This window comes from Acinetobacter sp. FDAARGOS_559 (genome assembly GCF_003940475.1).
GTDB classification, from domain to species: Bacteria; Pseudomonadota; Gammaproteobacteria; order Pseudomonadales; family Moraxellaceae; genus Acinetobacter; species Acinetobacter baumannii.
Genome location: NZ_RKJG01000005.1, coordinates 1671491 through 1694857, shown reverse-complemented (window position 1 = coordinate 1694857; position 23367 = coordinate 1671491). Strand labels below are relative to the sequence as shown.

Genomic DNA, 23367 nt, shown 5'->3' with positions numbered 1-23367 from the left:
ATTAAATATGCAAAAAAAGCATTTTATTGATGAATAAAAGCTCGCTATGCTATCCGCCTTAATAATGAATCTACTAGCCATACGCCATGTATTTATATACCGATTTCGATCAGCAGCTGATTAATCAACGAGTTGCTCAGTTCCGCGATCAGACAGAGCGCTATTTAGCGGGCAAACTTTCTGAAGATGAATACCGCCCATTACGTTTGCAAAATGGTTTATATGTGCAACGTTATGCACCAATGCTACGTATTGCTGTGCCGTATGGCTTAATGAACTCAAAACAATTACGTAAAATTGCTGAAGTATCAACTCAATATGACCGTGGCTATGCACACGTATCTACGCGTCAAAATATTCAGCTAAACTGGCCTGCTCTTGAAGATGTGCCAGAAATTTTAGCTGAACTCGCAACTGTACAAATGCATGCCATTCAAACCAGTGGTAACTGTATTCGTAACACGACTACTGACCAGTATGCAGGTGTAGTTGCTGGTGAAATTGCTGATCCACGCCCAACATGTGAATTGATTCGTCAGTGGAGTACATTCCACCCGGAATTTGCATTCTTACCACGTAAATTTAAAATTGCCGTTTCTGCACTTGAAGAAAAAGACCGTGCAGCAACAGCATTCCACGATATTGGTGTGTATATCGTGCGTAATGAAGCAGGCGAGATGGGCTACAAAATCATGGTGGGTGGTGGTTTAGGCCGTACTCCGATTATTGGTAGTGTCATTCGTGAGTTTTTACCACGTGAAGATTTAATTGCTTATTTAGAAGCAGTTTTACGTGTTTATAACTTACATGGCCGTCGTGATAACAAGTATAAGGCGCGTATCAAAATCTTGGTTAAAGCATTAACGCCTGAAGTATTTGCACAGAAAGTTGAAGCTGAATTTGAACACACACGTGAAACATTAAAAATTCAGCCAGAAATCTTGAAAAAATTAGACGAAGAGTTCACGCCGTTTGATTATCAAGATTTAGAAGATGAAGACTTTACAGCTTTATTTGCTGAGCATCCAAAATTCAAACAATGGTTCAATATCAATACGCATGCACATAAAGTAAAGGGCTATCGTATTGTTACGATTTCTTTAAAACGTGCAGGCATCGCACCGGGCGATATGACCACTGAAGAAATGAACTTCATTGCAGATCTCGCTGATAAATATACGTTTGGTGAACTTCGTACGACTCACGAACAAAACATTGCTTTAGCAGATGTACCTCAAAAAGATTTGTTCGATGTATGGCAAGCGCTTGAACAACACAACATGGCTCGTGCGCATATCGGCTTTATTACCGATATTATTAGCTGCCCGGGTGGTGATTTCTGTTCACTTGCAAATGCGAAATCAATTCCTATTGCTGAAGCGATTACACGCCGTTTTGAAGATTTAGATAAAGTTTATGATCTTGGTCATTTAGACTTAAATATTTCTGGCTGTATGAATGCTTGTGGTCACCACCACGTGGGTAACATCGGTATTTTAGGTGTAGATAAAAAAGGTGCTGAGTTCTATCAAATTACATTAGGTGGTAATTCAGACCATGATGCTTCAATTGGTGACATCTTAGGACCATCATTTGCAGCAGAAGCCGTGCCTGATGTCATTGAAGAAGTATTAAATACGTATCTTGATTTACGTACTGAAGGTGAGCGTTTCGTTGATACATATCGCCGTGTAGGAATTCAACCATTTAAGGAGCGTGCATATGCTTAATACAGCTCTACCTGTGCTTTATAAAGATGGCACGATTGCAGATAATACTTATCAAATCATTGCTGAAGATGGTGTGATTCCTCAAGGTGACGTTGTTTTAACAACAGCACAGCTCGATCAACTGGCTAACGTTCAAGGTAAAAAAGCTTTGTATGTGACTGTGAACGATTCACCAGAAGATCATACATTCCCACTTAGTGAACTTGATGCAATCTTCATTGAGTTTGCAGGTTTCGGAGATGGGCGAGGTTATTCATTCGCTGCATTATTACGTCGCCAAGGTTTCCAAGGTGAACTACGTGCAACAGGTGATGTATTTAAGGATGTCTTAAATTATTTAAAACGTTCAGGTTTTGATAGTTTTGTCATCAAAGAAGGTAAAGATGTGCAAGAAGCTGCTGCTGGTTTGCAAGACTTTACTCATCCTTATCAAGCTTCAACAGCTGTGCCAAAAGCAAGTTATCAAACTGGTGCTTAAATAGCTTCTAAGTGAAAAGGCTGAACTCAGGTTCAGCTTTTTTTATAAATAATTTTTTAATAACTGAATTGAAGAATAAGAATGTTCGCTTTAATTTCAAAAATAAATCCTGGCGCTTGGTGGTTAATATTCGCTATTGCAACGGATGTACTTTCAACCTTTTATTCAGCTAAAGGCAATGGATTAGTTAATAAAACTGCTCAGGGAATTGCTCTAGTTTTGTATATTATCTCTTTTGCGTGCGCTGCTATTGCTTTGAAATATATGCAAGCTGGAATTTTATATGTGTTGTGGTCTGGGGTGGGGGTATTGGCGACCGCTTTTCTCGCAAAGATTTTTCTTGGGCAGAACATTGATGTCGCAGGATGGTTTGGGATTGGTTTTATTACAGTCGGCTTAATGATTATTGCGCAATACTCTAATATCGATGTTTAAAGCCCTTATAGAAACACTGAGATCTCTATAAGGGCTAAAGACTTAAGTATCTAACTGGCAGTTAACCATCCATTTGACACCAAATTGATCAGTAAAAGCACCATATAAAGCGCCCCAGAACGTTTTTTCTAGTGGCATTTCAATTTTGCCATTTACAGATAAGGCATCAAAAAGTTGCTTTGCCTTTTCTTGCTCATCTTTTTCAAGGTTAATTGCAATGTAATGATTATTGCCCTGAGTAAATACACTATTTGGTGTACAGAATTGATCAATGACATCTGATGCCATGAGTACAGTGTATTCGTTAATCGGCAGGGAAACATGAAGCACTAAATTTTTTTGAGCTTCCGATAACGTGACACCGTCATGAGGCGGCATATCGCTATAGCGGCTCAGCATGGCAAATTCACCGCCGAATACTGATTTATAAAAATTAAAAGCTTGCTCTGCCTGGCCTTGAAAATTGAGATAGTGATTGAGTTGCATTGTTATTGTCCATTGTTGTTTTCATTTAGAAGAATAAGTTAAAACGGAAAAGAGATTTTGTGGGTCATTTTTTGTAGTTTTTTCATAAAAAATCCCACCGAAGTGGGATTTTAAAAAAGGTTTTAATTAAAGAATTTCGATGGCAACAGCTGTTGCTTCCCCACCGCCGATACAAAGAGCAGCGACACCCTTTTTACCACCAGTACGTTTAAGCGCATGAATAAGCGTAAGAATAATACGAGAGCCTGTCGATCCTACAGGATGACCAAGTGCACATGCTCCACCATGAATATTGACTTTTTCTGGATCAAGTTTGAAATCATCAATTGGACACATCGTTACCATAGCAAAAGCTTCATTAATTTCCCAAAGGTCAACGTCCTGAGCATTCCAACCTGCTTTTTTAAGTACTTTTTCAATAGCGCCAACAGGAGCAATTGTAAATTCTGAAGGATGTTGAGAATTTGACGCAGTGGCTATGATTTTTGCAAGTGGTTGTAAGCCGCGCTGTGCTGCAACTTCACTCGATGTTAAAACTAATGCAGAAGCACCATCAGAAATTGAACTCGCGTTTGCAGCAGTAATTGTACCGTCTTTTGCAAAAGCTGGTTTAAGGGATGGGATTTTATCAATCTTGGCATTTAAGGGTTGTTCATCCTGATCGACAATGACATCACCTTTACGGGTAGAAACAGTAACAGGTACAATTTCATCTTTGAAATAGCCTTCAGTAATCGCAGTTTGAGCACGTTTTAAAGAACGAATTGCAAAGTCATCCATTTGCTCACGAGTATAACCACGTGTATTTGCCATATCTTGAGCAAATGAACCCATTAAACGTCCAGTTTCAGCATCTTCTAAGCCATCAAAGAACATATGGTCTTTAATTTCACCGTGGCCCATACGGTATCCCGCACGTGCTTTGGGTAAGACATAAGGCGCATTGGTCATCGACTCCATACCACCGGCAACTACAATTTCAGCACTTCCTGCTTTAATCATATCAGCCGCTTGCATTACCGCCTTCATACCTGAACCACAAAGCTTATTAATTGTCACAGCTCCTGTTGAATCAGGTAAACCTGCTTTACGCATGGCTTGACGAGCAGGGCCTTGCTTTAAACCCGCTGGTAGTACGCAACCCATAATGACTTCTTCGACATCTGTAGGCTGTAAACCTGCTCGTGCGATTGCTTCTTTAATTGTTACCGCTCCTAATTCAGGAGCAGTTAGTCCTGATAGTGATCCTTGAAAACCACCCATAGCAGTACGAGCACCATTAACAATTACGATGTCAGTCATTGTTGTAATCTCCGATTGTTCTTAATCTCAAAATAAGAAATGTTTAAAACCTAAGCAGTATATTGCAAAATGAAGAACGGGTTAGCTTCTGCATTAGACTGTAGAGTTCTAACAATTTTTAAGCTCTTCTAAGCGCACATGTCCCATTTTGCTAAGAATTAATTTAAAGTTTTTAAGCTGGTCATAAGAACAATAGATAAAACTGCCATTCGACTCGATGGGTAGTCCAGAACTACCTTGAAAAATAATACTATTTTGTTTTTTTCCAAAACGTTGTAATTTCATAGAACCGTAGTGATGGTTAAGATCTAGAGAGGTCAATAATTCTTCATTTAAATCATGCTGTAGATTACGGTTATTATCTACAAAGCTGATTACGCGGTTATCCCAATTCGTATTGCAGACTAATTGATCAGAACTTGGGCAAAGAACAACATTCTTATGCCTAATAATTGCGTCATATTTGGCTTTTTGTATATGAATTGTGAGTATACGCGGCGTATTTTTTAGTTCTACAGATGCCATAAATTGATGGTATAAGGGAATGGCTATAACTGACATAATCACAAGAATTACGAGTGTTATAGTGAGCTCAACTATAGTAAAACCAGGAGATTTAAACATTAAAAAACCTTAATATATGTATAAATAGAGCAATTTTATGTTTTCTGACAATGATTTATATTATTTTTTATAATGAGGAAACACAAAATTAAATAAGGGTTATCAGTCGGCTAGAATACTGGTAAAATCACGGGAAGCGAAACAAAGAAGTTATTCATATTTGCTAGTTGGGTAAAAAATTACCGAATTACAACGGAAATTGTAAGTAATTTTGTCAATAATTTACTTGATTAAAATTATCAAGCACTTGGAAAGTCTATCAAGTGTTTGTATGATTCAAATGTGAATAGCTTAAAAATAATACTGGGGTAAAAAAATATCTCAGGGGCCAATAAATTTAGGCTGAGCTTGAACAACAATTGTTATCTCTGGAGGATATCCATGAAATTGAGTCGTATTGCACTTGCTACTATGCTTGTTGCTGCTCCATTAGCTGCTGCTAATGCTGGCGTAACAGTTACTCCATTATTGCTTGGTTACACTTTCCAAGACACTCAACACAACAATGGCGGTAAAGATGGCGAGTTAACTAACGGACCTGAATTACAAGACGATTTATTCGTTGGTGCAGCTCTTGGTATCGAGTTAACACCATGGTTAGGTTTCGAAGCTGAATATAACCAAGTTAAAGGTGATGTAGACGGTCTTGCAGCTGGCGCTGAATACAAGCAAAAACAAATCAACGGTAACTTCTATGTTACTTCTGATTTAATCACTAAAAACTATGACAGCAAAATCAAGCCATACGTATTGTTAGGTGCTGGTCACTACAAATACGAGATTCCTGACCTTTCTTATCACAACGATGAAGAAGGTACTTTAGGTAATGCTGGTGTTGGTGCTTTCTGGCGCTTAAACGATGCTCTATCTCTTCGTACAGAAGCTCGTGGTACTTATAACTTTGACGAAAAATTCTGGAACTATACAGCTCTTGCTGGCTTAAACGTAGTTCTTGGTGGTCACTTGAAGCCTGCTGCTCCTGTAGTAGAAGTTGCTCCAGTTGAACCAACTCCAGTTGCTCCACAACCACAAGAGTTAACTGAAGACCTTAACATGGAACTTCGTGTGTTCTTTGATACTAACAAATCAAACATCAAAGACCAATACAAGCCAGAAATCGCTAAAGTTGCTGAAAAATTATCTGAATACCCTAACGCTACTGCACGTATCGAAGGTCACACAGATAACACTGGTCCACGTAAGTTGAACGAACGTTTATCTTTAGCTCGTGCTAACTCTGTTAAATCAGCTCTTGTAAACGAATACAACGTTGACGCTTCTCGTTTGTCTACTCAAGGTTTCGCTTGGGATCAACCGATTGCTGACAACAAAACTAAAGAAGGTCGTGCTATGAACCGTCGTGTATTCGCGACAATCACTGGTAGCCGTACTGTAGTAGTTCAACCTGGTCAAGAAGCGGCAGCTCCTGCAGCAGCTCAATAATTTGAGTTCTTGAACAGTAAAAAAGCGACTCGTTAGAGTCGCTTTTTTTATGGCGATTTTTAAAATATTTGGTCATTTGTAAATCTCCTGATTCATAATCTCTTCCAATCATTACTTAAAATAGTTACCAAACACCTTTCTTCAATTGCTGTTTAGTATCTTGTCTATTTCTACGATGTTGAGCACGAGGTTTTTCTGTTTCGTGCATACCACCTTTGTGAAGTAGAGGGGATAGAGCTACTTGATTACGGACCTTAATTTTCGGCATTTCTTTAATTTTCATGTCTTAACCTTTAATACATAAAACTTGTTTAAGAGTATGAACGACTTCAATGAGATCTGCTTGATTGGCTATAACCTCATCAATATCTTTATAGGCACTTGGAATTTCATCGACTACACCACTGTCTTTACGGCATTCAATCCCTTGTGTTTGTTCAATCAAGTCCTGCTGATTAAAAAGAACTTTTGCTTTGCTTCGGCTCATTTTGCGGCCAGCTCCATGAGAACAGGAACAAAAAGATTCAGGGTTTGCTTTACCTTTAACAATATACGAGCGTGCTCCCATAGAACCTGGAATAATTCCTAACTCATCTAAACCTGCTCGAATTGCCCCTTTTCTTGTAACAAAAAGGTTTTCACCAAAGTGTGTTTCTTGACTCACATAGTTATGGTGACAATTGATTGCTTCTTTCGTCATTTGAAAAGAAGGTAGAAGAGGGCGAATTGCTTCTAATATTAATCGCATCATTTCTTTACGATTTTCAAAAGCATATTCTTGAGCCCACTCTACTGCTTCTACATAATCATTAAAGCTTTGTGAGCCTTCAGCAAAATAACTTAAATCTTTATCAGGCACGTGCCCAAAGCGATGTTGTGCCTCTTTCTTGGCTAACTCAATAAAATAAGTACCTATGACGTTACCAAGACCTCGGCTGCCCGAATGGAGCATCACCCATATATCTTGATTTTCATCAATACATAACTCTATAAAGTGATTACCGCCGCCTAAAGTGCCCAACTGTTTTTGCCATGTTGCCTCAAACTGACGAAGCATTCGGACAAGACCCGGATGCTTTTTAATAATAGGTTCTAAGCGTTTTTCAAGTGGAATAATGCTAGAAGCTTTCGCTTTGACTTGTTTGTGCAAAGCAAATCCAACCGGCACTTTCCGTTCAATGGCGTCCCGCAAGCGGCTTAAGTTATCTGGAAGTTGTGAAGCTTTCAGGCTCAAACGAATAGCATTCATTCCGCAGCCAATATCTACTCCCACTGCAGCTGGAATAATGGCATGTTTAGTAGGAATGACGCTGCCTACAGTTGCACCTTTTCCAACATGCACATCAGGCATAACAGCAATATGAGAATATATAAATTGCAGTTGTGCCATCTTCTTGAGTTGTTCAATACTTTCACTATCTATGTCTTGAGTGAAAATTTTAACGGGGACACCATATTGTGCCTCTTTGTTTAATATCTTTTGTATGCCCATAACTATTCTCTTATTTATTGTCCGAATAGGCATAAAAAAACCTAGCGAATGCTAGGTCTTAAATTCGAGCATTCGGACAAGTGAATTAAATTTGTACACTTGTCCGTGAGCTGACATCGTGCCAAATCGTTACTGTGTTTTACCTTGTAGTGTTGGCATGATGTCCTCCTTTTTTAAAAAGTGCCGTTGAAAATCTGAACGGCATTTTACCTGTTTTTAACTAAAGATCAAGTTTTTGACCTTTGATAAGCGCTGATTAATTACTTGAACTCAGTATTAATCTTGCTCTGGTTTTACATCCATTTGATCGTAAGGAATTAATTTAGTTTTATTTTTCCATTTATATCCAAGCCAGATTACTAAGAATAAAGGCAAGCTGATATAAGTAGAAAGTAAGCCAATCCAGTCAATTTTACCGCCTAAAACCGCTTGGTAGTTTTGTCCTAAAATAATGACAGAACAGAGGATAAAGGCAAACCAAGGTGCGAATGGGAAAAACTTAGCGCGGTATGCAAGATCTTCTAATTTATAACCTTGAGCAATATAACCTTTACGGAAACGATAATGCGAAATTGCAATACCTAACCAGACAATGAAACCACACATTCCTGACATATTGAGGAGCCAGTTAAAGACTTGCTTTTCACCGATAAAAGTCGTTAAGAAGCAGAATGCAGCAATGAATGTAGTTGCATATAACGCATTCATTGGAACACCACGATTATCGAGTTTTGCAAACCATTTTGGTGCACGGCCTTGTTGCGCCATATCAAATAACATACGGGTAGAAGAGTACATGCCCGAGTTACCTGCCGACAAAATAGCAGTCAAAATAACTGCATTCATTAAACTTGCAGCAAAAGAAAAACCTACTTTTTCATAAAGTAAGGTGAAAGGAGAAAGAGCAATATTTTCTGTTGCTGCTGCTTGTAATAAGTTTGGATCATCATAGGCAATAAGGGTGCCGATAATGAAAATACACAAGATATAGAATAATAAAATTCGCCAGAAAATCTGTTTAATTGCAAGCGGAATCGTCTTCTTCGGATCTTTTGATTCACCCGCTGCAACACCCACCATCTCGGTTCCCTGAAATGAGAACCCGGCAATCATGGCTACCCCAATCATGGCTTGTAAACCACCTACGAATGGTGCCTCTTTATAAGTCCAGTTGCCAAAAGTTGCTACTCCTGGTGTCAACATAATCTTAATAATCATGGCGATACCAATAATAATAAAGGCAACAATGGCAATTACTTTAACCATGGAGAACCAGAATTCACTTTCACCAAATCCTTTTACGGTCATCGCATTAATCATAAAGATAATGACGAGAAAGAGGGCGCTCCAATAGAATCCGGGAACATCTGGGAACCAGAATTTCATAATAAACTGTACGGCAACGAGTTCAAACGCAACCGTAATTGCCCAGTTGTACCAGTAGTTCCAGCCTAGAGCGAAACCAAAACCCTCTTCGACATAGCGACTTCCATAGGTAAAGAAAGCACCGGATGTTGGTGTGTGTGTCGCAAGTTCACCTAAACTGGTCATTAAGAAGTAAATCATAATACCAATGAGGGAGTAGGCGAGTAACGCCCCACCTGGACCTGCATTTGCAATGGTTGACCCAGAAGCAAGGAAAAGACCTGTACCAATGGAACCACCAATGGCGATCATATTCAGATGACGAGCCCCAAGCTTACGCTGGAGTTTTTCAGGAGCATGTGTTTCGCTCATGGAGATTCCTTACATAGTTTGTTATGCACAGGCATATAACACCTTAAAGCCTTGAAGATCAGTTTTAATCTCACACTGACCAAAGTGCTTCTCAATTAAGATCGGATAGTTTAAAAAACGGTTCGCTACAATCCATAGCTCACCTGATGCCTTTAAATGTTTTTTAGCGTTCTGGCAGAGTCCTTCACTTGCATCATAGTTGGTATGAATACCCTGATGGAAGGGAGGATTACTGACAATGGCATCAAGTTCTGTTGGGGCGTCTGCAATTCCTGTAACAGGCTGCAATCTCAACTGGTCTGAACCTATTCCATTTCGACTAAAAGTCATTTCCGTTGACTGTAAAGCGAAGGCATCAATATCTAGGGCATGGATAATATTACTTGAATTTGCTTTTGCCAAATAGCAACTGATAATTCCAGCTCCACACCCGAAGTCGGCAATTCTACCTGATTTCACCTGATTTAGATAAGGGAGTAAAACAGCAGTTCCGACATCTAAATGAGTTTGGCTGAAAACGCCGGGTAGGGCACAAATGATAAGTTCTTGCTCATTTACTTGAACAGTATAGGTTTTTAACCAGCTTTCAAGAGGTTTGATCTTTTCAATTTTCTCAATTTTTAAATGCCATAACTGACAATGTCGGGCACTATCAAGTTTAAGTATTGTGCCAAAGTTTTGTAGTTGTTTGGCAGCTCTCTCAACACCACCTTTTTTTTCACCTACTAAAAAAGCTGATTGGTCAGTTTTCAGATGGCTCATCACTACATGCAATATATAGTTTAAAAGCTCTTTTGATTTTGGAACAAAAATTATAGCCTGATCAAACTCTTGTGATGGAAACTCAACCGAGAAATGAGCTGGTGTGCCTGTATTCACAAAACCCTGATAGTCAGCATAATTCCATGTCCAGACTGATGCATCAATCTCAGTGGGTAATTGACTGACTAGGGCGTCATTCGGTGCATTAATTAACAAGACCCTACCTTTTAAATAGTCTTGTTGTCTTAATATCACTTCACTTCTAGGGTCCATGTACATCTCTCATGAAGAAGAATGCCCAGTGAAAACTGGGCAGTAATCAAAATTAAAATTGGTTATTTATGTGTTTCTGGGAGTACAACATTTAAAATTAATGCTGCAATACCGCCTGTTGCTACGCCGGAACTAAAAATATTTTTAAATAATTCTGGCAGATGCTCCAAAATTTGTGGCACTTGAGCAACACCCAAACCTAATGCAAGTGAAATCGCAATAATTAAAAGGGCACGGCGATCTAAATGAATTGATGAAAGTATATTAATACCTGAGGCAGCAACAGCGCCGAACATTACCATAACTGCTCCACCTAATACGGCTTGTGGAACAGCTTGTATTACACCAGCTACAGCAGGGAATAGACCTAATAAAATGAGTAAAGCAGCAATCCAGATTCCTACATAACGACTTGCTACGCCAGTTAATTGGATAACACCATTATTTTGGGCAAACACGGAGCTTGGGAAAGTATTGAATAGGCCAGCAAGTAGTGAATTTGCACCATTTACTAACACACCACCCTTAATACGTTGCATCCACTGAGGACCATCTACAGGTTGGTTTGATAGTTTACTGGTTGCCGTTACGTCACCAATTGCTTCTAAAGACGTAACCAAATAAATAAATGCCATTGGAATAAATAAGCCCCATGAGAAGCTTAAGCCAAAATGCATCGGTGTCGGAATTTGAATCACGGGCGCATCTTTTAGACCAGAGAAGTCTAGATACCCCATAAAGCCGGCAAGAATGTAGCCAATCACTAAAGCAATTAAAATAGCTGAACTTTTAATCCAGACAATACGAATACGGTTTAGGACAATAATAATAGCAAGAACAGTACACGACATTACAAGGTTATCAGCACTGGCAAAAGTATGGTCCTGCATGGCTTGATAACCACCGCCCATACTAATCAAACCTTCTTTAATGAGCGTTAGACCAATCAGGAGTACCACAATACCTGTCACAAGGGGAGTAATTAGCTTTTTTACCCATGGGAGAATTTGTGATACGCCCATTTCAATAAATGAACCTGCAATCACAACACCAAAAATAGCAGCCATAACTTGATTGACTGGTGTACCTGCAGCAACCATTGCACTGCCAATACCGATAATCGGGCCAATAAAGTTAAAACTTGTACCTTGAACAATAAGTAAGCCTGCACCAAACGGACCAACTTTTTTACATTGTAAGAAAGTCGCGATTCCTGAAATGACCAAAGACATTGATAAAATCATATTGGTTTCATTTCGTGGAACGCCTAATGCTAAGCAAATTAGAAGTCCGGGAGTAACAATCGGGACAATAATTGCAAGCAAATGTTGAAAGGCTGCCAAAAAAGCCACGAACGGTTTTGGTCGGTCATCTAGCCCATAAACGAGGTCAAGACTGTCTTGTGATGGTTGATTGGACATGGGAGTAAATACGCCGCAATTTCGCAAATTGGCGCTATTCTAATCGAGATACCTATCTTTACAAAACGAAATACAGACTATTGGAAAATTTTTTTGTCAATGTCAATAAACTGTCACTACTCAAGAGTAGTGTTTTTCTGTATAATTTGCCCTCAAATTTTAGGCGTTTCGAATTTTCATGTCAGATATCAAAAATCTCCGTAATATCGCAATTATTGCGCACGTCGACCACGGGAAAACCACACTTGTCGATAAACTACTTCAGCAATCAGGTGCTCTCGGTGACCGAGCAGGCGAGATTGAGCGTGTCATGGACTCGAATGCGCTTGAAAGTGAACGTGGTATTACCATCTTAGCGAAAAACACCGCTATTACTTGGTTAGACAAACGTACAGATACAACTTACCGTATCAACATCGTGGATACCCCGGGACACGCCGACTTCGGTGGTGAAGTAGAACGTGTAATGTCGATGGTTGACTGCGTACTACTTCTTGTTGACTCACAAGAAGGCCCAATGCCACAAACTCGCTTTGTGACTCAAAAAGCCTTTGCCCGTGGTTTAAAACCAATCGTGATTATCAACAAAGTTGACAAGCCAAGTGCGCGTCCAGACTGGGTAATCGATCAAGTATTTGATTTGTTTGATAACCTTGGCGCAACTGATGAGCAACTTGATTTCCCAATCGTTTATGCATCAGGTTTACGTGGTGTAGCGGGTCCTGCTCCTGAAGAGCTTGCAGAAGACATGACTCCGTTGTTCGAAACGATTGTAGACATTGTTGAGCCACCAGCTGTTGATGTTGATGGTCCATTCCAAATGCAGATTTCATCACTTGACTATAACAGCTTCGTAGGTGTTATCGGTGTTGGTCGTATTCAACGTGGTTCTGTAAAATTAAATACTCCTGTTACTGTAATTGACAAAGAAGGCAATACACGTAACGGTCGTATCTTAAAAATCATGGGTTACCATGGTTTAGAGCGTATTGATGTTGATTCTGCATCTGCGGGCGATATCGTATGTATTACTGGTATTGATGCACTTAACATTTCTGACACGATTTGTGATCCGAAAAATGTTGAAGCATTACCACCTTTATCTGTAGATGAACCTACAGTGTCTATGACTTTCCAAGTAAACAACTCTCCGTTTGCTGGTAAAGAAGGTAAATTCGTAACTTCACGTAATATTCGTGAGCGTCTTGATCGCGAATTAATTCACAACGTAGCTTTACGTGTTGAAGATACTGACAGTCCAGACCGTTTCAAAGTATCTGGTCGTGGTGAACTTCACCTTTCAGTTTTAATTGAAAACATGCGTCGTGAAGGCTTCGAATTAGGTGTATCACGTCCGCAAGTAATCATTAAAGAAATTGATGGTGAAAAACAAGAACCTTACGAAAACGTAACGTTTGACGTTGAAGAGCAGCACCAAGGCGCTGTAATGGAACAAATGGGTCACCGTAAAGGCGAAATGACCAATATGGAAGTTGACGGTAAGGGCCGTATCCGTATTGAAGCAACTGTTCCTTCACGTGGTTTAATTGGTTTCCGTTCTGAATTCTTAACCATGACCTCTGGTACTGGTATTATGACTTCAAGCTTCTCTCACTATGGTCCTCTTAAACAAGGTACTGTTGCGAAGCGTCAAAACGGTGTGTTGATTTCTATGGTTCAAGGTACATGCTTGGGCTATGCATTATTCAGCTTACAAGACCGCGGTCGTTTATTCGCTAAGCCACAGTTAGAAGTTTACGAAGGTATGATCGTAGGTATTAACTCTCGTTCAGACGATATGGTTGTAAACCCAACTAAAGCGAAACAGTTAACTAACGTTCGTGCGTCTGGTACTGATGATGCTTTAACTTTAACACCTGCAATTGAATTCACGCTTGAACAAGCTCTTGAATTTATTGAAGATGACGAGTTAGTAGAAGTTACTCCAAAATCAATTCGTATCCGTAAGCGTTACTTGACTGAAAACGAACGTAAACGTAACCGTGATAAATAATTTTTCTTAAATGAAAAGAAAAACCGCTAAATTCGTTTAGCGGTTTTTTATTGCTTACTGGTAAAGCTGAAAGTAAACTTAAATTCATATTTTTCTTGTAAGCAAATATGTTGTTAAAGTGTGAAATAGCTTTCTTTTTTTGAAAAAAATATTAAATTATCAATATCATGGCGAGTACTATCTAGACGGATAAGAGGCCAGTGAAAAAAGAAAAATATGATGTGTTCCTCCCCCCTACATCTGGAGATGTTTAGATGAGTATTATTCAAGAATTTAAAGAATTTGCCATTAAAGGCAATATGATGGATTTAGCCATTGGTGTAATTATTGGTGGTGCTTTTGGCAAAATCGTAGACTCGTTAGTAAAAGATATCATCATGCCGCTTATCACTGTAATTACTGGTGGTGGCGTTGATTTCTCGCAGAAATTTATCGTGTTAGGTGCAAACCCTAATAACTTACAATCTCTAGATGCCCTACAAAAAGCAGGTATTAATGTATTAACTTATGGTAACTTCCTGACCATTTTAATTAACTTCCTGATTTTGGCTTGGGTTGTGTTCTTAATGGTGAAATTATTAAACAAACTTCGCCGTGATAAGAATGAGCCAGAAGCTCCAGCTGCAACTCCAGAAGATATCCAATTATTACGTGAAATTCGTGATGAGTTGAAAAAACAAGCTTAATAAAAAGAATTTGAGTATAAAAAACGGTACCTAGAGTACCGTTTTTTATTACATAGCATTTTATACTGGACTAGAGATATTGATAAACTTGCTAAATCACAGTTAAGTTTAGCTAAGCAGATAGAACAAGGAACATAAATTAATGAATCAGCTTTTTGTATATGGAACTTTATGCCCTAATAAAGCAAATGCTCATATTTTAGAGCAGATTGGTGGTAACTGGACAAAAGCGAGTGTACGAGGAGTGATTCATATTTTAGATTGGGGACCAGACAAAGGTTTAAAGGCTTTAGAGTTAGATCCAGAAGCAGATTGGGTAGAAGGCTATTTGTTTAGCACAGAAAAGTTAGCAGAAAACTGGCAAATGTTAGATGATTTTGAAGGCTTTCAATACCAACGTGTGACAGCAGATATAAAATTAGAATCTGGTGAGTATGTTAAAGCCTGGACATATCAAATCAATATGCAGGCTAAAGCTTCTCACAATTACAAGTAAAATGCTGAAATCAACGTAAGCCAGTCATTCTGAATTTAACTTCTAAGAGATGATAGCCAAACTGGCTTTTGATTGGACCTTGTAATACACGTTCAGCAGCCGTAAAAACTACTTTGTCAATGACAGGCACCAATTGCCCTTTTTTGACTTCACCAAGTTCACCACCACGTTTTGCCGAATTACAGGTGGAGTATTGTTTGGCAAGTTTGGCAAAGTCAGCACCACTTTGTAGCTTCTTTTTCAGTTGTTCGGCTAAGTCTTTATCTTTGACTAAAATATGTCGGACAATTGCTGTTTGCATGTTGTCTTCCTCCAAAAAATTAAAGCTTTCTCAGCTTTTTAAGTGGTTGGCACTGTGGACAAAATACGCTGGCACGCTGACCAAGTTTTAAGTTTTCTAATGTGGTTTCACAGTTAACACACATTTCACCGGCACGACCATAAGCGAGTAAAGTCTGTTGAAAATAACCATTTTCACCCATGGCATTGCTGTAGTCTCGTAAAGTCGAGCCGCCTAAATCAATTGCTGACTTCAAAATTCGCTTAATCTCAACAACCAGTTTCTCAATCTGTTGCATGGTTAAATCACCAGCGGGCTGTGCTGGATGAATGCCAACATTAAACAAGCTTTCAGTTGCATAGATATTGCCAACACCAACCACTACATGATTATCCATGAGTGCAATTTTTATGCCGACAGATTTATTCTTGAGTTTAGAAGCTAAATATTCTGCATGAAAGTCAGTACTTAAAGGCTCTGGCCCTAAAGTATCGATGAGTTTGCCTTGAGTTTCAGGGTTAAGCCAAAGAATACAGCCAAAACGACGTGGGTCATGGTAACGTAACTGCTGATCTTCAAATTGAATAATGAGATGATCGTGTTTTCTCAGTTCATCATTTGGTTGACACAGGCGAAAGCTACCCGACATTCCTAAATGCCAGAGCATTTGATCTTGTTCAAACTCTGCCAAAATATATTTTGAACGTCGATTTAACCCGATGAGACGTTGTCCAACAAGTTTCTGAACATTATCTGGTATAGGCCAGCGTAAGCTAGGATTGCGTACTTCAACACTTAGAACTTTTTGATTCAATAAGGGAAATAAACTGGTTTTGGTGGTTTCGACTTCGGGTAACTCAGGCATGCCAACTCGCAGAATTAACAGATATACTGGATTAATCAAGTATAACGTGTGGTATGTAATATTTCAGAGAATACTATGTCAGATATTTTACCATTAAGCTGGTTTCAACGAGAAACTTCGGAAGTAGCATACGATTTAATCGGGTGCGTATTATGTAAGCGACAGCCTGATGGACAAGTTATCCGCTGTACAATTAGTGAAACAGAAGCTTATTTGGGCGTTCGCGATAAAGCCTGCCATAGCTACAATGATAAACGTACCGCACGAACAGAGGTGATGTATCGCCATGGTGGTACCATTTATGTCTATTTAATTTATGGCATGTATGAAATGCTCAACATTATTACTCAAACAGAAGGTGTACCTGAAGGAGTGATGATTCGATCAGCATTTTTAAATAGTGCTTCAACTAAAAAAGAATATAAGCTTTTGGCTGGACCCGGCAAACTGACGCGTTATTTAGGCATTGATCGGACTTTAAAAGGCCAGACTTTGGGTGAAGAATCTGGACTATGGATTGAAGCAGCCACTACACAGCCAGAAGTGGTTTTAACGCCACGTATTGGAATTGATTATGCCGAGGAGGCAAAAGACTGGCCTGAACGGTATTGCTGGAAAGATCATCCATCATTAAGTCGATAATTCTCATGGCGAACAAATTTATATGGCAAAACGAGCGTTCCAGATTTACAACAATGTAGACCGAATTCTATATCCAGACAAGACACTGCTTTTTGTTATCATAACTACAATATAAATAAAGGAAATAAGCATGTCCTTATTACGCTTAGACCGACTTCATTACTGTATTTTGATGAGTATGGGCTGTATTTCTAGCCCACTTGTTTGGGCAGAAGACTTAAATTCAGACGTTGCCAAATTACCAACTTTACATGTGGAAGCGACACGTACTGACACCGGTTATTTACAAACACCAGCTTCGGTTTTCCGAATCGAGGCACCTCAAGTGGATAGTTCTTCACAAGTAAATTTAACTGAAGTTGTGAAGGGCATACCGAGTTTACAGATTCGTAACCGTGAAAATTATGCGCAAGATCTACAGCTATCTATGCGTGGTTTTGGTGCACGTTCTACGTTTGGTGTCCGTGGTATTCGTTTATATGTCGACGGTATTCCTGCAACAATGCCGGATGGACAAGGCCAAACGTCTAATATCGATTTAAGTAGTCTGGACCATGTTGAAGTTCTAACAGGACCTTTTTCTTCACTTTATGGAAACTCATCGGGTGGGACAATTTTAACTTCTACTAAAGAAGGACAAGGCAAAGATTCAATTGAGCTAAGTTATTCGGGAGGCAGCCACGATAAAAGCCGAGCAGGGCTCGTGCTACAAGGTGGAGCAAAGGGTGCGAATGAACCAAGCTATGTTATTAGTTCATCGTATTTCGATACTGATGGTTACCGAGAACATAGCGGTGCAGAAAAAGTACTAAATAATGCAAAACTCAGTTGGAATCTTGATGATGGTAGTAAAATCAACTGGGTAACCAACTATGTAAAAATTCATGCAGACGATCCAATGGGGTTGGAGCGTAAGGATTGGCAAGCAAACCCAAAACAGATTGCTCCTTATGTAAAAAAAATGGGGTTTAACGCGCGCAAAGATATTGAGCAAACTCAAACAGGTATAACTTGGTCTAAACCGATTAATGATAAAAATGAACTCTATGCCATGGCATATTTAGGTAATCGCCAAGTTACTCAATATCAATCTATTCCAAAAGGTGAAGTAACGTTAAAAAATGATAAGCCAGTTTATACAGGTCAAAAGAGTCCTAAGCATGCTGGTGGAGTCATTGATTTTGAACGTAATTATTATGGTGCTGACTTCCGTTGGACGGGCAAAGAGTTACTTCCAAATACCACTCTAAGTGTCGGTGTTGCACTTGATGCAATGGATGAAGAACGTAAAGGTTTTGAAAATTTTAATACAAATGATGTTTATGGGGTGAAAGGTAATTTACGCCGAGATGAAGATAATACTTTATGGAATATTGACCCGTATTTACAAGCGTCATGGCAGTTTTTACCAACATGGCGTTTAGACACGGGTGTACGCTATAGCAATGTCCATTACAACTCAAAAGATCATTTTACTTCAGGGCCTGATGAGTATGGCACTGTTAACGGTGATGATAGTGGCAAAACAGATTACGATAAAGTTTTACCTTCTGCTGCTTTAAGCTGGCAAATTTTACCTAAACTCCTGGCCTATGTGAGTTATGCCAAAGGCTTTGAAACGCCAACTTTTACTGAAATGGCTTATCAGACTGATACTTCAAAGTCAGGTTTTAACTTTGATTTAAAACCATCCACAAGCAATACCTATGAAACAGGCTTAAAGTCACAAAACCATTTAGGTGATTTTACGTTAGCAGTTTTCCAAACAAAAACTAAGAATGATATTGTTTCAGCTGGAAGCTTAGATGGGCGTTCAACATTCCGTAATGCAGATAAAACCTTACGTGAAGGCTTAGAGTTTGCCTGGAATAAAAAGTTGTGGCGAGATTTAACTGCGACTGCAAGCTATACATATTTAGATGCGACTTTTGATGCGAACGTTCCTGAAAAACTTGATCAAGACGAAAAAGTTCTCGCTTCAGCAATTCCTGCGGGTAATGCTATCCCTGGAATTGCTAAAAACCAAGCTTATGCCTCTTTGGCTTGGCAGCCACCGCACGGACTATATGGCGGTGTAGATGTACAGTATATGGATAAAGTATACGTGAATGATACCAACAGTGACGCAGCGCCAAGCTACAGTGTAACCTCAGCTAATGTGGGTTATGCATGGGTAATGGGCGACTGGAAAGTGAATAGCTTTGCCCATGTAGATAACCTATTTGATAAAAACTATGCAGGTTCAGTGATCGTAAATGATGGTAATGGACGTTACTTTGAACCAGCAGATGGACGTAACTGGAGTGCAGGTTTACGTGTAATTAAGCAATTCTAGGAATTAAAAATGGCAAAATTATTTGAAACGGTTAACTTTGGTTCACTACAACTGGTCAATAGAATTGTAATTGCTCCGATGTGCCAATATTCGGCAACAGATGATGGTGAAATTACCTATTGGCATGAACAGCAATGGGCAAATTATGCATTGTCTGGTGCAGGCCTTTGTATTGTAGAAGCAACTGCTGTACAACCTGAAGGTCGGATTAGCTATGCTGACCTTGGCCTGTGGAATGATCAGCAACGTGACAAAATTAAAACGTTGTTAGCTAAGGTTCATACACTTTCGCCGATGCCATTTGGAATTCAGTTAGCACATGCAGGACGTAAAGCATCTACTGAAAAGCCGTGGTTAGGTAAAGGTCAGATTGCAAAAGATCAGCCTCATGGTTGGCAAACGGTTGCTCCAAGTGAAAGTACCTTTTCAGTGCATGATGCTGCACCACATGCTTTGACCATTGCTGAGATTAAACAAGTTCAACAAGACTTTGCAGCGGCTGCAAAACGTGCTGTAGAAGCTGGGTTTGAGTTGATTGAAGTTCATGCTGCGCATGGTTATTTACTACATCAATTCTTATCGCCAATTGCCAATCAGCGTACTGATGAATATGGCGGTTCTTTAGAAAACCGTATGCGTATGACTCTTGAGGTTCTTCAGGCAATTAAACTCGCTGTACCAGAAGGTTATCCTGTTGGTGTTAGACTGTCTGCAACCGATTGGTTAGAGAGTATCGAGCACTGGGATGTTGAATCTACGGTTGGTTTATCAAAAGCTTTAGAGCAATTGGGCGCAGCCTATGTGCATGTGTCTAGTGGCGGTTTGCATGAGCATCAATCTATTACGATTGGGGCTGGTTACCAAGTTCCATTTGCTGAACAAGTTAAAAAGCATGTGTCTATTCCAGTCATTGCTGTAGGGCTAATTACTGAGCCAGAACATGCTGAACAAATTCTGGAAAACCAGCAAGCTGATGCTATTGGTCTTGCTCGTGCAATGTTATATGACCCACGTTGGCCATGGCATGCTGCAGCTACATTAGGGGCAAAAGTCAAAATTGCTCCTCAATATTTGCGTTGCCAACCACATGGCTTAAAACAGCTTTTTGATTCTTTTTAGTTTTTAATATTCGGGCAAATTAAGATTTGCCCGTTTTTCTTTTGAAATGAGTGAGGAAGTAGTCTGTGGTTTTTCAGGTAATTTTACCAATTTTGATTTTATTATTGATGGGGTACTGTAGTGTCCTCATTAAACTGGTAACACCTGAACAAATTAAGGCTCTGAGTGCATTTGTTATTAAAATTTCTTTACCTGCTTTTTTAATCCAATCTTTAGCCAATAAAAACTTACAAGATATTTGGCACCCAGCTTATTTTATAGCTTATGGTGGCGGCTCTTTAATCTTGTTTTTTTTGGCTTTTATCCTTTACCGCAAGTATTTTAAAAATAGCCTAACACATAGTGCAGTCATATCGATGGGCGCTTCTATGTCAAATACAGGTTTTATGGGTACAGCGATTCTAACCATGCTAATGGGGAGCCATGCTGCAATCTATATATCTTTAACCTTAATTATCGAAAATTTATTAATAGTTGCTTTAATGCTCATTTTGGCAGAAGCGGGTTTGCATCAACAGCAACGGCTTTTGCCTTTACTGAAAAAAACATTCATTAATTTACTTAAAAATCCTGTAATTATTGCAATTTTAGTTGGGATGAGCTGCATTTTGCTAGATATTCATCTGCCTTCAAAACTTGGGCAAGCCTTAGAACTTTTAGGAAGAACAGCTTCGCCTTTAGCATTATTTGCTATTGGTGGCAGCTTGGTTGGTATTGGTATTACCGCCGTGAATTTCCAAAGTATATTGTTGGCTGGATTTAATGTCATCCTTATGCCAGTTGTGATTTTTGGGCTGTTCCTTTTACTGCCAAACGTGAGCCAAGAGATGTTATATGCTGGCACTTTACTTGCTGCGTTGCCAATGCCAATCGCTTTTGGTATTTTTGGGCAAGCCTACGGTTTAAATGAAAGAGCATTAACCCCCTTAATGATTAGTACCATTATTGGCTTTATGGGTGTGAGTGGGCTTATTGCCTTGTGGTGGTAAAAGAAAAGCCCCATGTGGGGCTATTGTCTCTTTACTATTTTTTAGGAGCTGGCTGCGTAGGAGCGGCGGCAGCTTGTTTATTCTTCTCAGCAATAATTTTTTCGACCGAAGCTAAAGATTCTCTAGCATTAGGAACATTTTGCTTAGCAAGCTCAGTAAAGATCTGTTTTGCTTGAGGCAGGTTCTGAGGAATGATATTGCCATTCGCCATCATGGTTGCTAAAGCCATAGATGCAGGTGCATAACCCTTTTGAGCAATTGTTTGCAAAGCCTCAATGCCTTGGCGTTTCATTAAAGGATTTTTATTTTCAACTCCTTGACTAATATCATAAAGCGCTTTGACCTGAATAGCAGGGTAGTTTCCTTTTCTAATCAAAGGCGCTAGCTTTTGTAAAGCAATTTGGTGAGATTGAGGTTTTTTCTGTGCAAATAAAATGGTCGCTATTTTGACAGTTGCATCATCAGAACCTTGAGCTGCTGCTTTTTGAATATATTGACTGAATTTGTTGCTATCTTTGGCAACACCTAATTCACCAGTCTCATAAATTTGTGCAAGCGTGTAACTTGCTTGAGCATAACCTTTATTTGAGGCATCTTCATAATATTTCAGAGCTTTGGCATTATCTTTGGCAGTACCTTGGCCCATTTGTGTCATATAGCCTAAGTTATAGATGGCTTGAGCATTTCCTGTTTGTGCAAGACGTTGGACTTCTTGAAAGGCAGCAGGATAATTTTTTGCTGCGTATAGCTGCTCAGCCTGTTTAAATACATCGTTTTTAGCTGCAGATGTCGTAGTGTCTGCTGCAAATATTGATGAACTTGAAATGGCAATTAGACTGGCGATAAGTAATTTCTTCATTTCTTTTTAACCTTTTACTTTGTAGCTACATCATTCCATCGATGTATTAGCTCAATTCAATTTCTCATCATAAATATTGATGGCCGAAAGTAAACAGCCGATTTGTATATAAAACGATGTCTATAAAGCAAACTATGGAGAAAAGTAATACGCCACTCTACTTAAGAGAGTGGCGTATTGGATTATTTTACTGACTGTAATAATGCTTCAATCTGTTTTGCATCACTTGGTACGCCAGAGATTCTTTGACCATCTTGTAAGAACAGAGTTGGTGTGCCATCTATATTTAATTTCTGGCCTAAAGCAATATTTTTCTGAATTGGACTTGTACAGCTTTTGCCAGCCGCTGGCAATTTACGGTTAAGCATATAATTTGTCCAAGCTTCTGAAGGGTTTTTAGAGCACCAGATTTGATTAGAAACCTTTTCAGCATTTGGATGTAAGCTGGTCAGCGGATATAAGAATACATATACCGTTACGTTATCTACCCCAACCATATTTTGTTCTAGACGTTGACAGTAAGGGCAATCAGGGTCACTGAAAATATAAAGAGTACGTTCTCCTTTACCTTTGACGTATTTAATTGCTTGATTTAATGGGAGACTTTTAACATCAATTTTACCCAATTCGGCAATTCGCTCTTCTGTCATATTTTTTTGTTGTTTGATATCAACTAAATTGCCTACAAAAAAGTATTTTGCATCTTGATTGGTATAAACAATACGACCACTTGTATAGACTTCATAAATTCCAGCGACAGGTGACTGATAGACACCTTTTACAGGGAGGTCTGGATAATTTGTCTTCAGATTTTGTTCAAGTGTTTTAACATCAGCATGAGCAGAACCGAAAAAAGCCAAACTCAATATGAGTGTAGCAAGTTTAGTTTTCATATTTTT

At 39.1% G+C, this 23367-nt stretch carries 23 protein-coding genes; 11 read left to right on the top strand and 12 right to left on the bottom strand.

The window, feature by feature from the left end; translation table 11 throughout:
- The first annotated feature begins 86 nt into the window (after nt 1–86).
- The 3 genes from EGS71_RS09535 (at nt 87) to EGS71_RS09525 (ending at nt 2643) form a co-directional block, all read left to right on the top strand.
- Nucleotides 87–1730, top strand: a complete 1644-nt coding sequence (locus EGS71_RS09535) for a nitrite/sulfite reductase (protein WP_000281766.1) — start codon at nt 87–89, stop codon at nt 1728–1730.
- A complete protein-coding gene (locus tag EGS71_RS09530; RefSeq protein WP_000935250.1) occupies nt 1723–2208 on the top strand; it encodes a DUF934 domain-containing protein in 486 nt (161 codons plus the stop codon). The genes EGS71_RS09535 and EGS71_RS09530 overlap by 8 nt, the downstream gene beginning before the upstream one ends.
- Before the next feature lie 81 nt (nt 2209–2289).
- The gene (locus EGS71_RS09525; protein WP_000457781.1) at nt 2290–2643 is read left to right on the top strand and encodes a DMT family transporter; all 354 of its coding nucleotides are present in this window, start codon (nt 2290–2292) and stop codon (nt 2641–2643) included.
- A gap of 42 nt (nt 2644–2685) precedes the next feature.
- On the opposite strand, the gene EGS71_RS09520 is transcribed toward EGS71_RS09525, so the two are convergent.
- From EGS71_RS09520 to EGS71_RS09510, 3 genes are all read right to left on the bottom strand, one after another.
- Entirely contained in the window at nt 2686–3129 is a 444-nt protein-coding gene (locus EGS71_RS09520; protein ID WP_001176580.1) for a VOC family protein, read from the bottom strand.
- A gap of 126 nt (nt 3130–3255) precedes the next feature.
- Nucleotides 3256–4431, bottom strand: a complete 1176-nt coding sequence (locus EGS71_RS09515) for a thiolase family protein (protein WP_000129968.1) — start codon at nt 4429–4431, stop codon at nt 3256–3258.
- A gap of 108 nt (nt 4432–4539) precedes the next feature.
- Nucleotides 4540–5055: a GspH/FimT family pseudopilin gene (locus EGS71_RS09510; RefSeq protein ID WP_000477152.1), complete on the bottom strand. Its 516-nt coding sequence runs from the start codon at nt 5053–5055 to the stop codon at nt 4540–4542.
- Nucleotides 5056–5436: 381 nt separating this feature from the next.
- Between EGS71_RS09510 and omp38 the strand changes: the two genes are divergently transcribed.
- Nucleotides 5437–6498 (top strand): outer membrane protein Omp38, encoded by a 1062-nt coding sequence (omp38, locus tag EGS71_RS09505; RefSeq protein ID WP_000777885.1) that lies wholly within the window; start codon nt 5437–5439, stop codon nt 6496–6498.
- A gap of 124 nt (nt 6499–6622) precedes the next feature.
- On the opposite strand, the gene EGS71_RS22455 is transcribed toward omp38, so the two are convergent.
- The 5 genes from EGS71_RS22455 to EGS71_RS09485 form a co-directional block, all read right to left on the bottom strand.
- Entirely contained in the window at nt 6623–6766 is a 144-nt protein-coding gene (locus EGS71_RS22455; RefSeq protein WP_162138624.1) for a hypothetical protein, read from the bottom strand.
- Between the two features lie 18 nt (nt 6767–6784).
- Nucleotides 6785–7990 (bottom strand): RtcB family protein, encoded by a 1206-nt coding sequence (locus EGS71_RS09500; protein ID WP_000512711.1) that lies wholly within the window; start codon nt 7988–7990, stop codon nt 6785–6787.
- 276 nt (nt 7991–8266) lie between these two features.
- Nucleotides 8267–9727 carry an amino acid permease gene (locus EGS71_RS09495; protein WP_000004976.1) on the bottom strand — a complete coding sequence of 487 codons (1461 nt, stop codon included), beginning with the start codon at nt 9725–9727 and terminating at the stop codon, nt 8267–8269.
- Between the two features lie 21 nt (nt 9728–9748).
- A complete protein-coding gene (locus tag EGS71_RS09490) occupies nt 9749–10762 on the bottom strand; it encodes a methyltransferase (protein ID WP_000371529.1) in 1014 nt (337 codons plus the stop codon).
- Between the two features lie 62 nt (nt 10763–10824).
- Nucleotides 10825–12183 carry a uracil-xanthine permease family protein gene (locus EGS71_RS09485; RefSeq protein WP_000070861.1) on the bottom strand — a complete coding sequence of 453 codons (1359 nt, stop codon included), beginning with the start codon at nt 12181–12183 and terminating at the stop codon, nt 10825–10827.
- A 178-nt stretch (nt 12184–12361) separates the two neighbouring features.
- Here EGS71_RS09485 and typA point away from each other — a divergent pair, with 178 nt between their 5' ends.
- The 3 genes from typA to EGS71_RS09470 all read left to right on the top strand — a co-directional run bounded on the left by typA (nt 12362) and on the right by EGS71_RS09470 (nt 15379).
- A complete protein-coding gene (gene typA / locus EGS71_RS09480) occupies nt 12362–14197 on the top strand; it encodes a translational GTPase TypA (protein ID WP_001280092.1) in 1836 nt (611 codons plus the stop codon).
- A 254-nt stretch (nt 14198–14451) separates the two neighbouring features.
- Nucleotides 14452–14883, top strand: coding sequence for a large conductance mechanosensitive channel protein MscL (gene mscL, locus EGS71_RS09475; RefSeq protein ID WP_000022555.1), 432 nt, complete (start codon nt 14452–14454; stop codon nt 14881–14883).
- Nucleotides 14884–15025: 142 nt separating this feature from the next.
- Nucleotides 15026–15379, top strand: coding sequence for a gamma-glutamylcyclotransferase family protein (locus EGS71_RS09470; protein ID WP_001072494.1), 354 nt, complete (start codon nt 15026–15028; stop codon nt 15377–15379).
- Nucleotides 15380–15389: 10 nt separating this feature from the next.
- Here the strand turns inward: EGS71_RS09470 and EGS71_RS09465 are convergent, their stop codons facing one another.
- Nucleotides 15390–15680 (bottom strand): peptidylprolyl isomerase, encoded by a 291-nt coding sequence (locus EGS71_RS09465; RefSeq protein ID WP_001192454.1) that lies wholly within the window; start codon nt 15678–15680, stop codon nt 15390–15392.
- Nucleotides 15681–15699: 19 nt separating this feature from the next.
- Nucleotides 15700–16524, bottom strand: a complete 825-nt coding sequence (mutM, locus tag EGS71_RS09460; RefSeq protein ID WP_001114565.1) for a bifunctional DNA-formamidopyrimidine glycosylase/DNA-(apurinic or apyrimidinic site) lyase — start codon at nt 16522–16524, stop codon at nt 15700–15702.
- 75 nt (nt 16525–16599) lie between these two features.
- On the opposite strand from mutM, the gene EGS71_RS09455 reads away from it, so the two are divergent.
- The 4 genes from EGS71_RS09455 to EGS71_RS09440 all read left to right on the top strand — a co-directional run bounded on the left by EGS71_RS09455 (nt 16600) and on the right by EGS71_RS09440 (nt 21609).
- On the top strand, nt 16600–17166 hold the full coding sequence (locus EGS71_RS09455) for a DNA-3-methyladenine glycosylase (protein WP_001280163.1): 567 nt from the start codon (nt 16600–16602) through the stop codon (nt 17164–17166).
- A gap of 130 nt (nt 17167–17296) precedes the next feature.
- Entirely contained in the window at nt 17297–19501 is a 2205-nt protein-coding gene (locus EGS71_RS09450; protein WP_000055229.1) for a TonB-dependent receptor family protein, read from the top strand.
- Nucleotides 19502–19510: 9 nt separating this feature from the next.
- The gene (locus EGS71_RS09445; RefSeq protein ID WP_001096162.1) at nt 19511–20620 is read left to right on the top strand and encodes an NADH:flavin oxidoreductase/NADH oxidase; all 1110 of its coding nucleotides are present in this window, start codon (nt 19511–19513) and stop codon (nt 20618–20620) included.
- A 65-nt stretch (nt 20621–20685) separates the two neighbouring features.
- Complete coding sequence (locus EGS71_RS09440) at nt 20686–21609, top strand: AEC family transporter (RefSeq protein ID WP_000231860.1); 924 nt, start codon at nt 20686–20688, stop codon at nt 21607–21609.
- A gap of 34 nt (nt 21610–21643) precedes the next feature.
- Here EGS71_RS09440 and EGS71_RS09435 read toward each other — a convergent pair whose 3' ends face one another.
- Both EGS71_RS09435 and EGS71_RS09430 read right to left on the bottom strand, forming a co-directional pair.
- Nucleotides 21644–22468 (bottom strand): tetratricopeptide repeat protein, encoded by an 825-nt coding sequence (locus EGS71_RS09435; RefSeq protein WP_000734697.1) that lies wholly within the window; start codon nt 22466–22468, stop codon nt 21644–21646.
- A 182-nt stretch (nt 22469–22650) separates the two neighbouring features.
- On the bottom strand, nt 22651–23361 hold the full coding sequence (locus tag EGS71_RS09430; protein WP_000850465.1) for a DsbC family protein: 711 nt from the start codon (nt 23359–23361) through the stop codon (nt 22651–22653).
- Between the last annotated feature and the right edge of the window lie 6 nt (nt 23362–23367).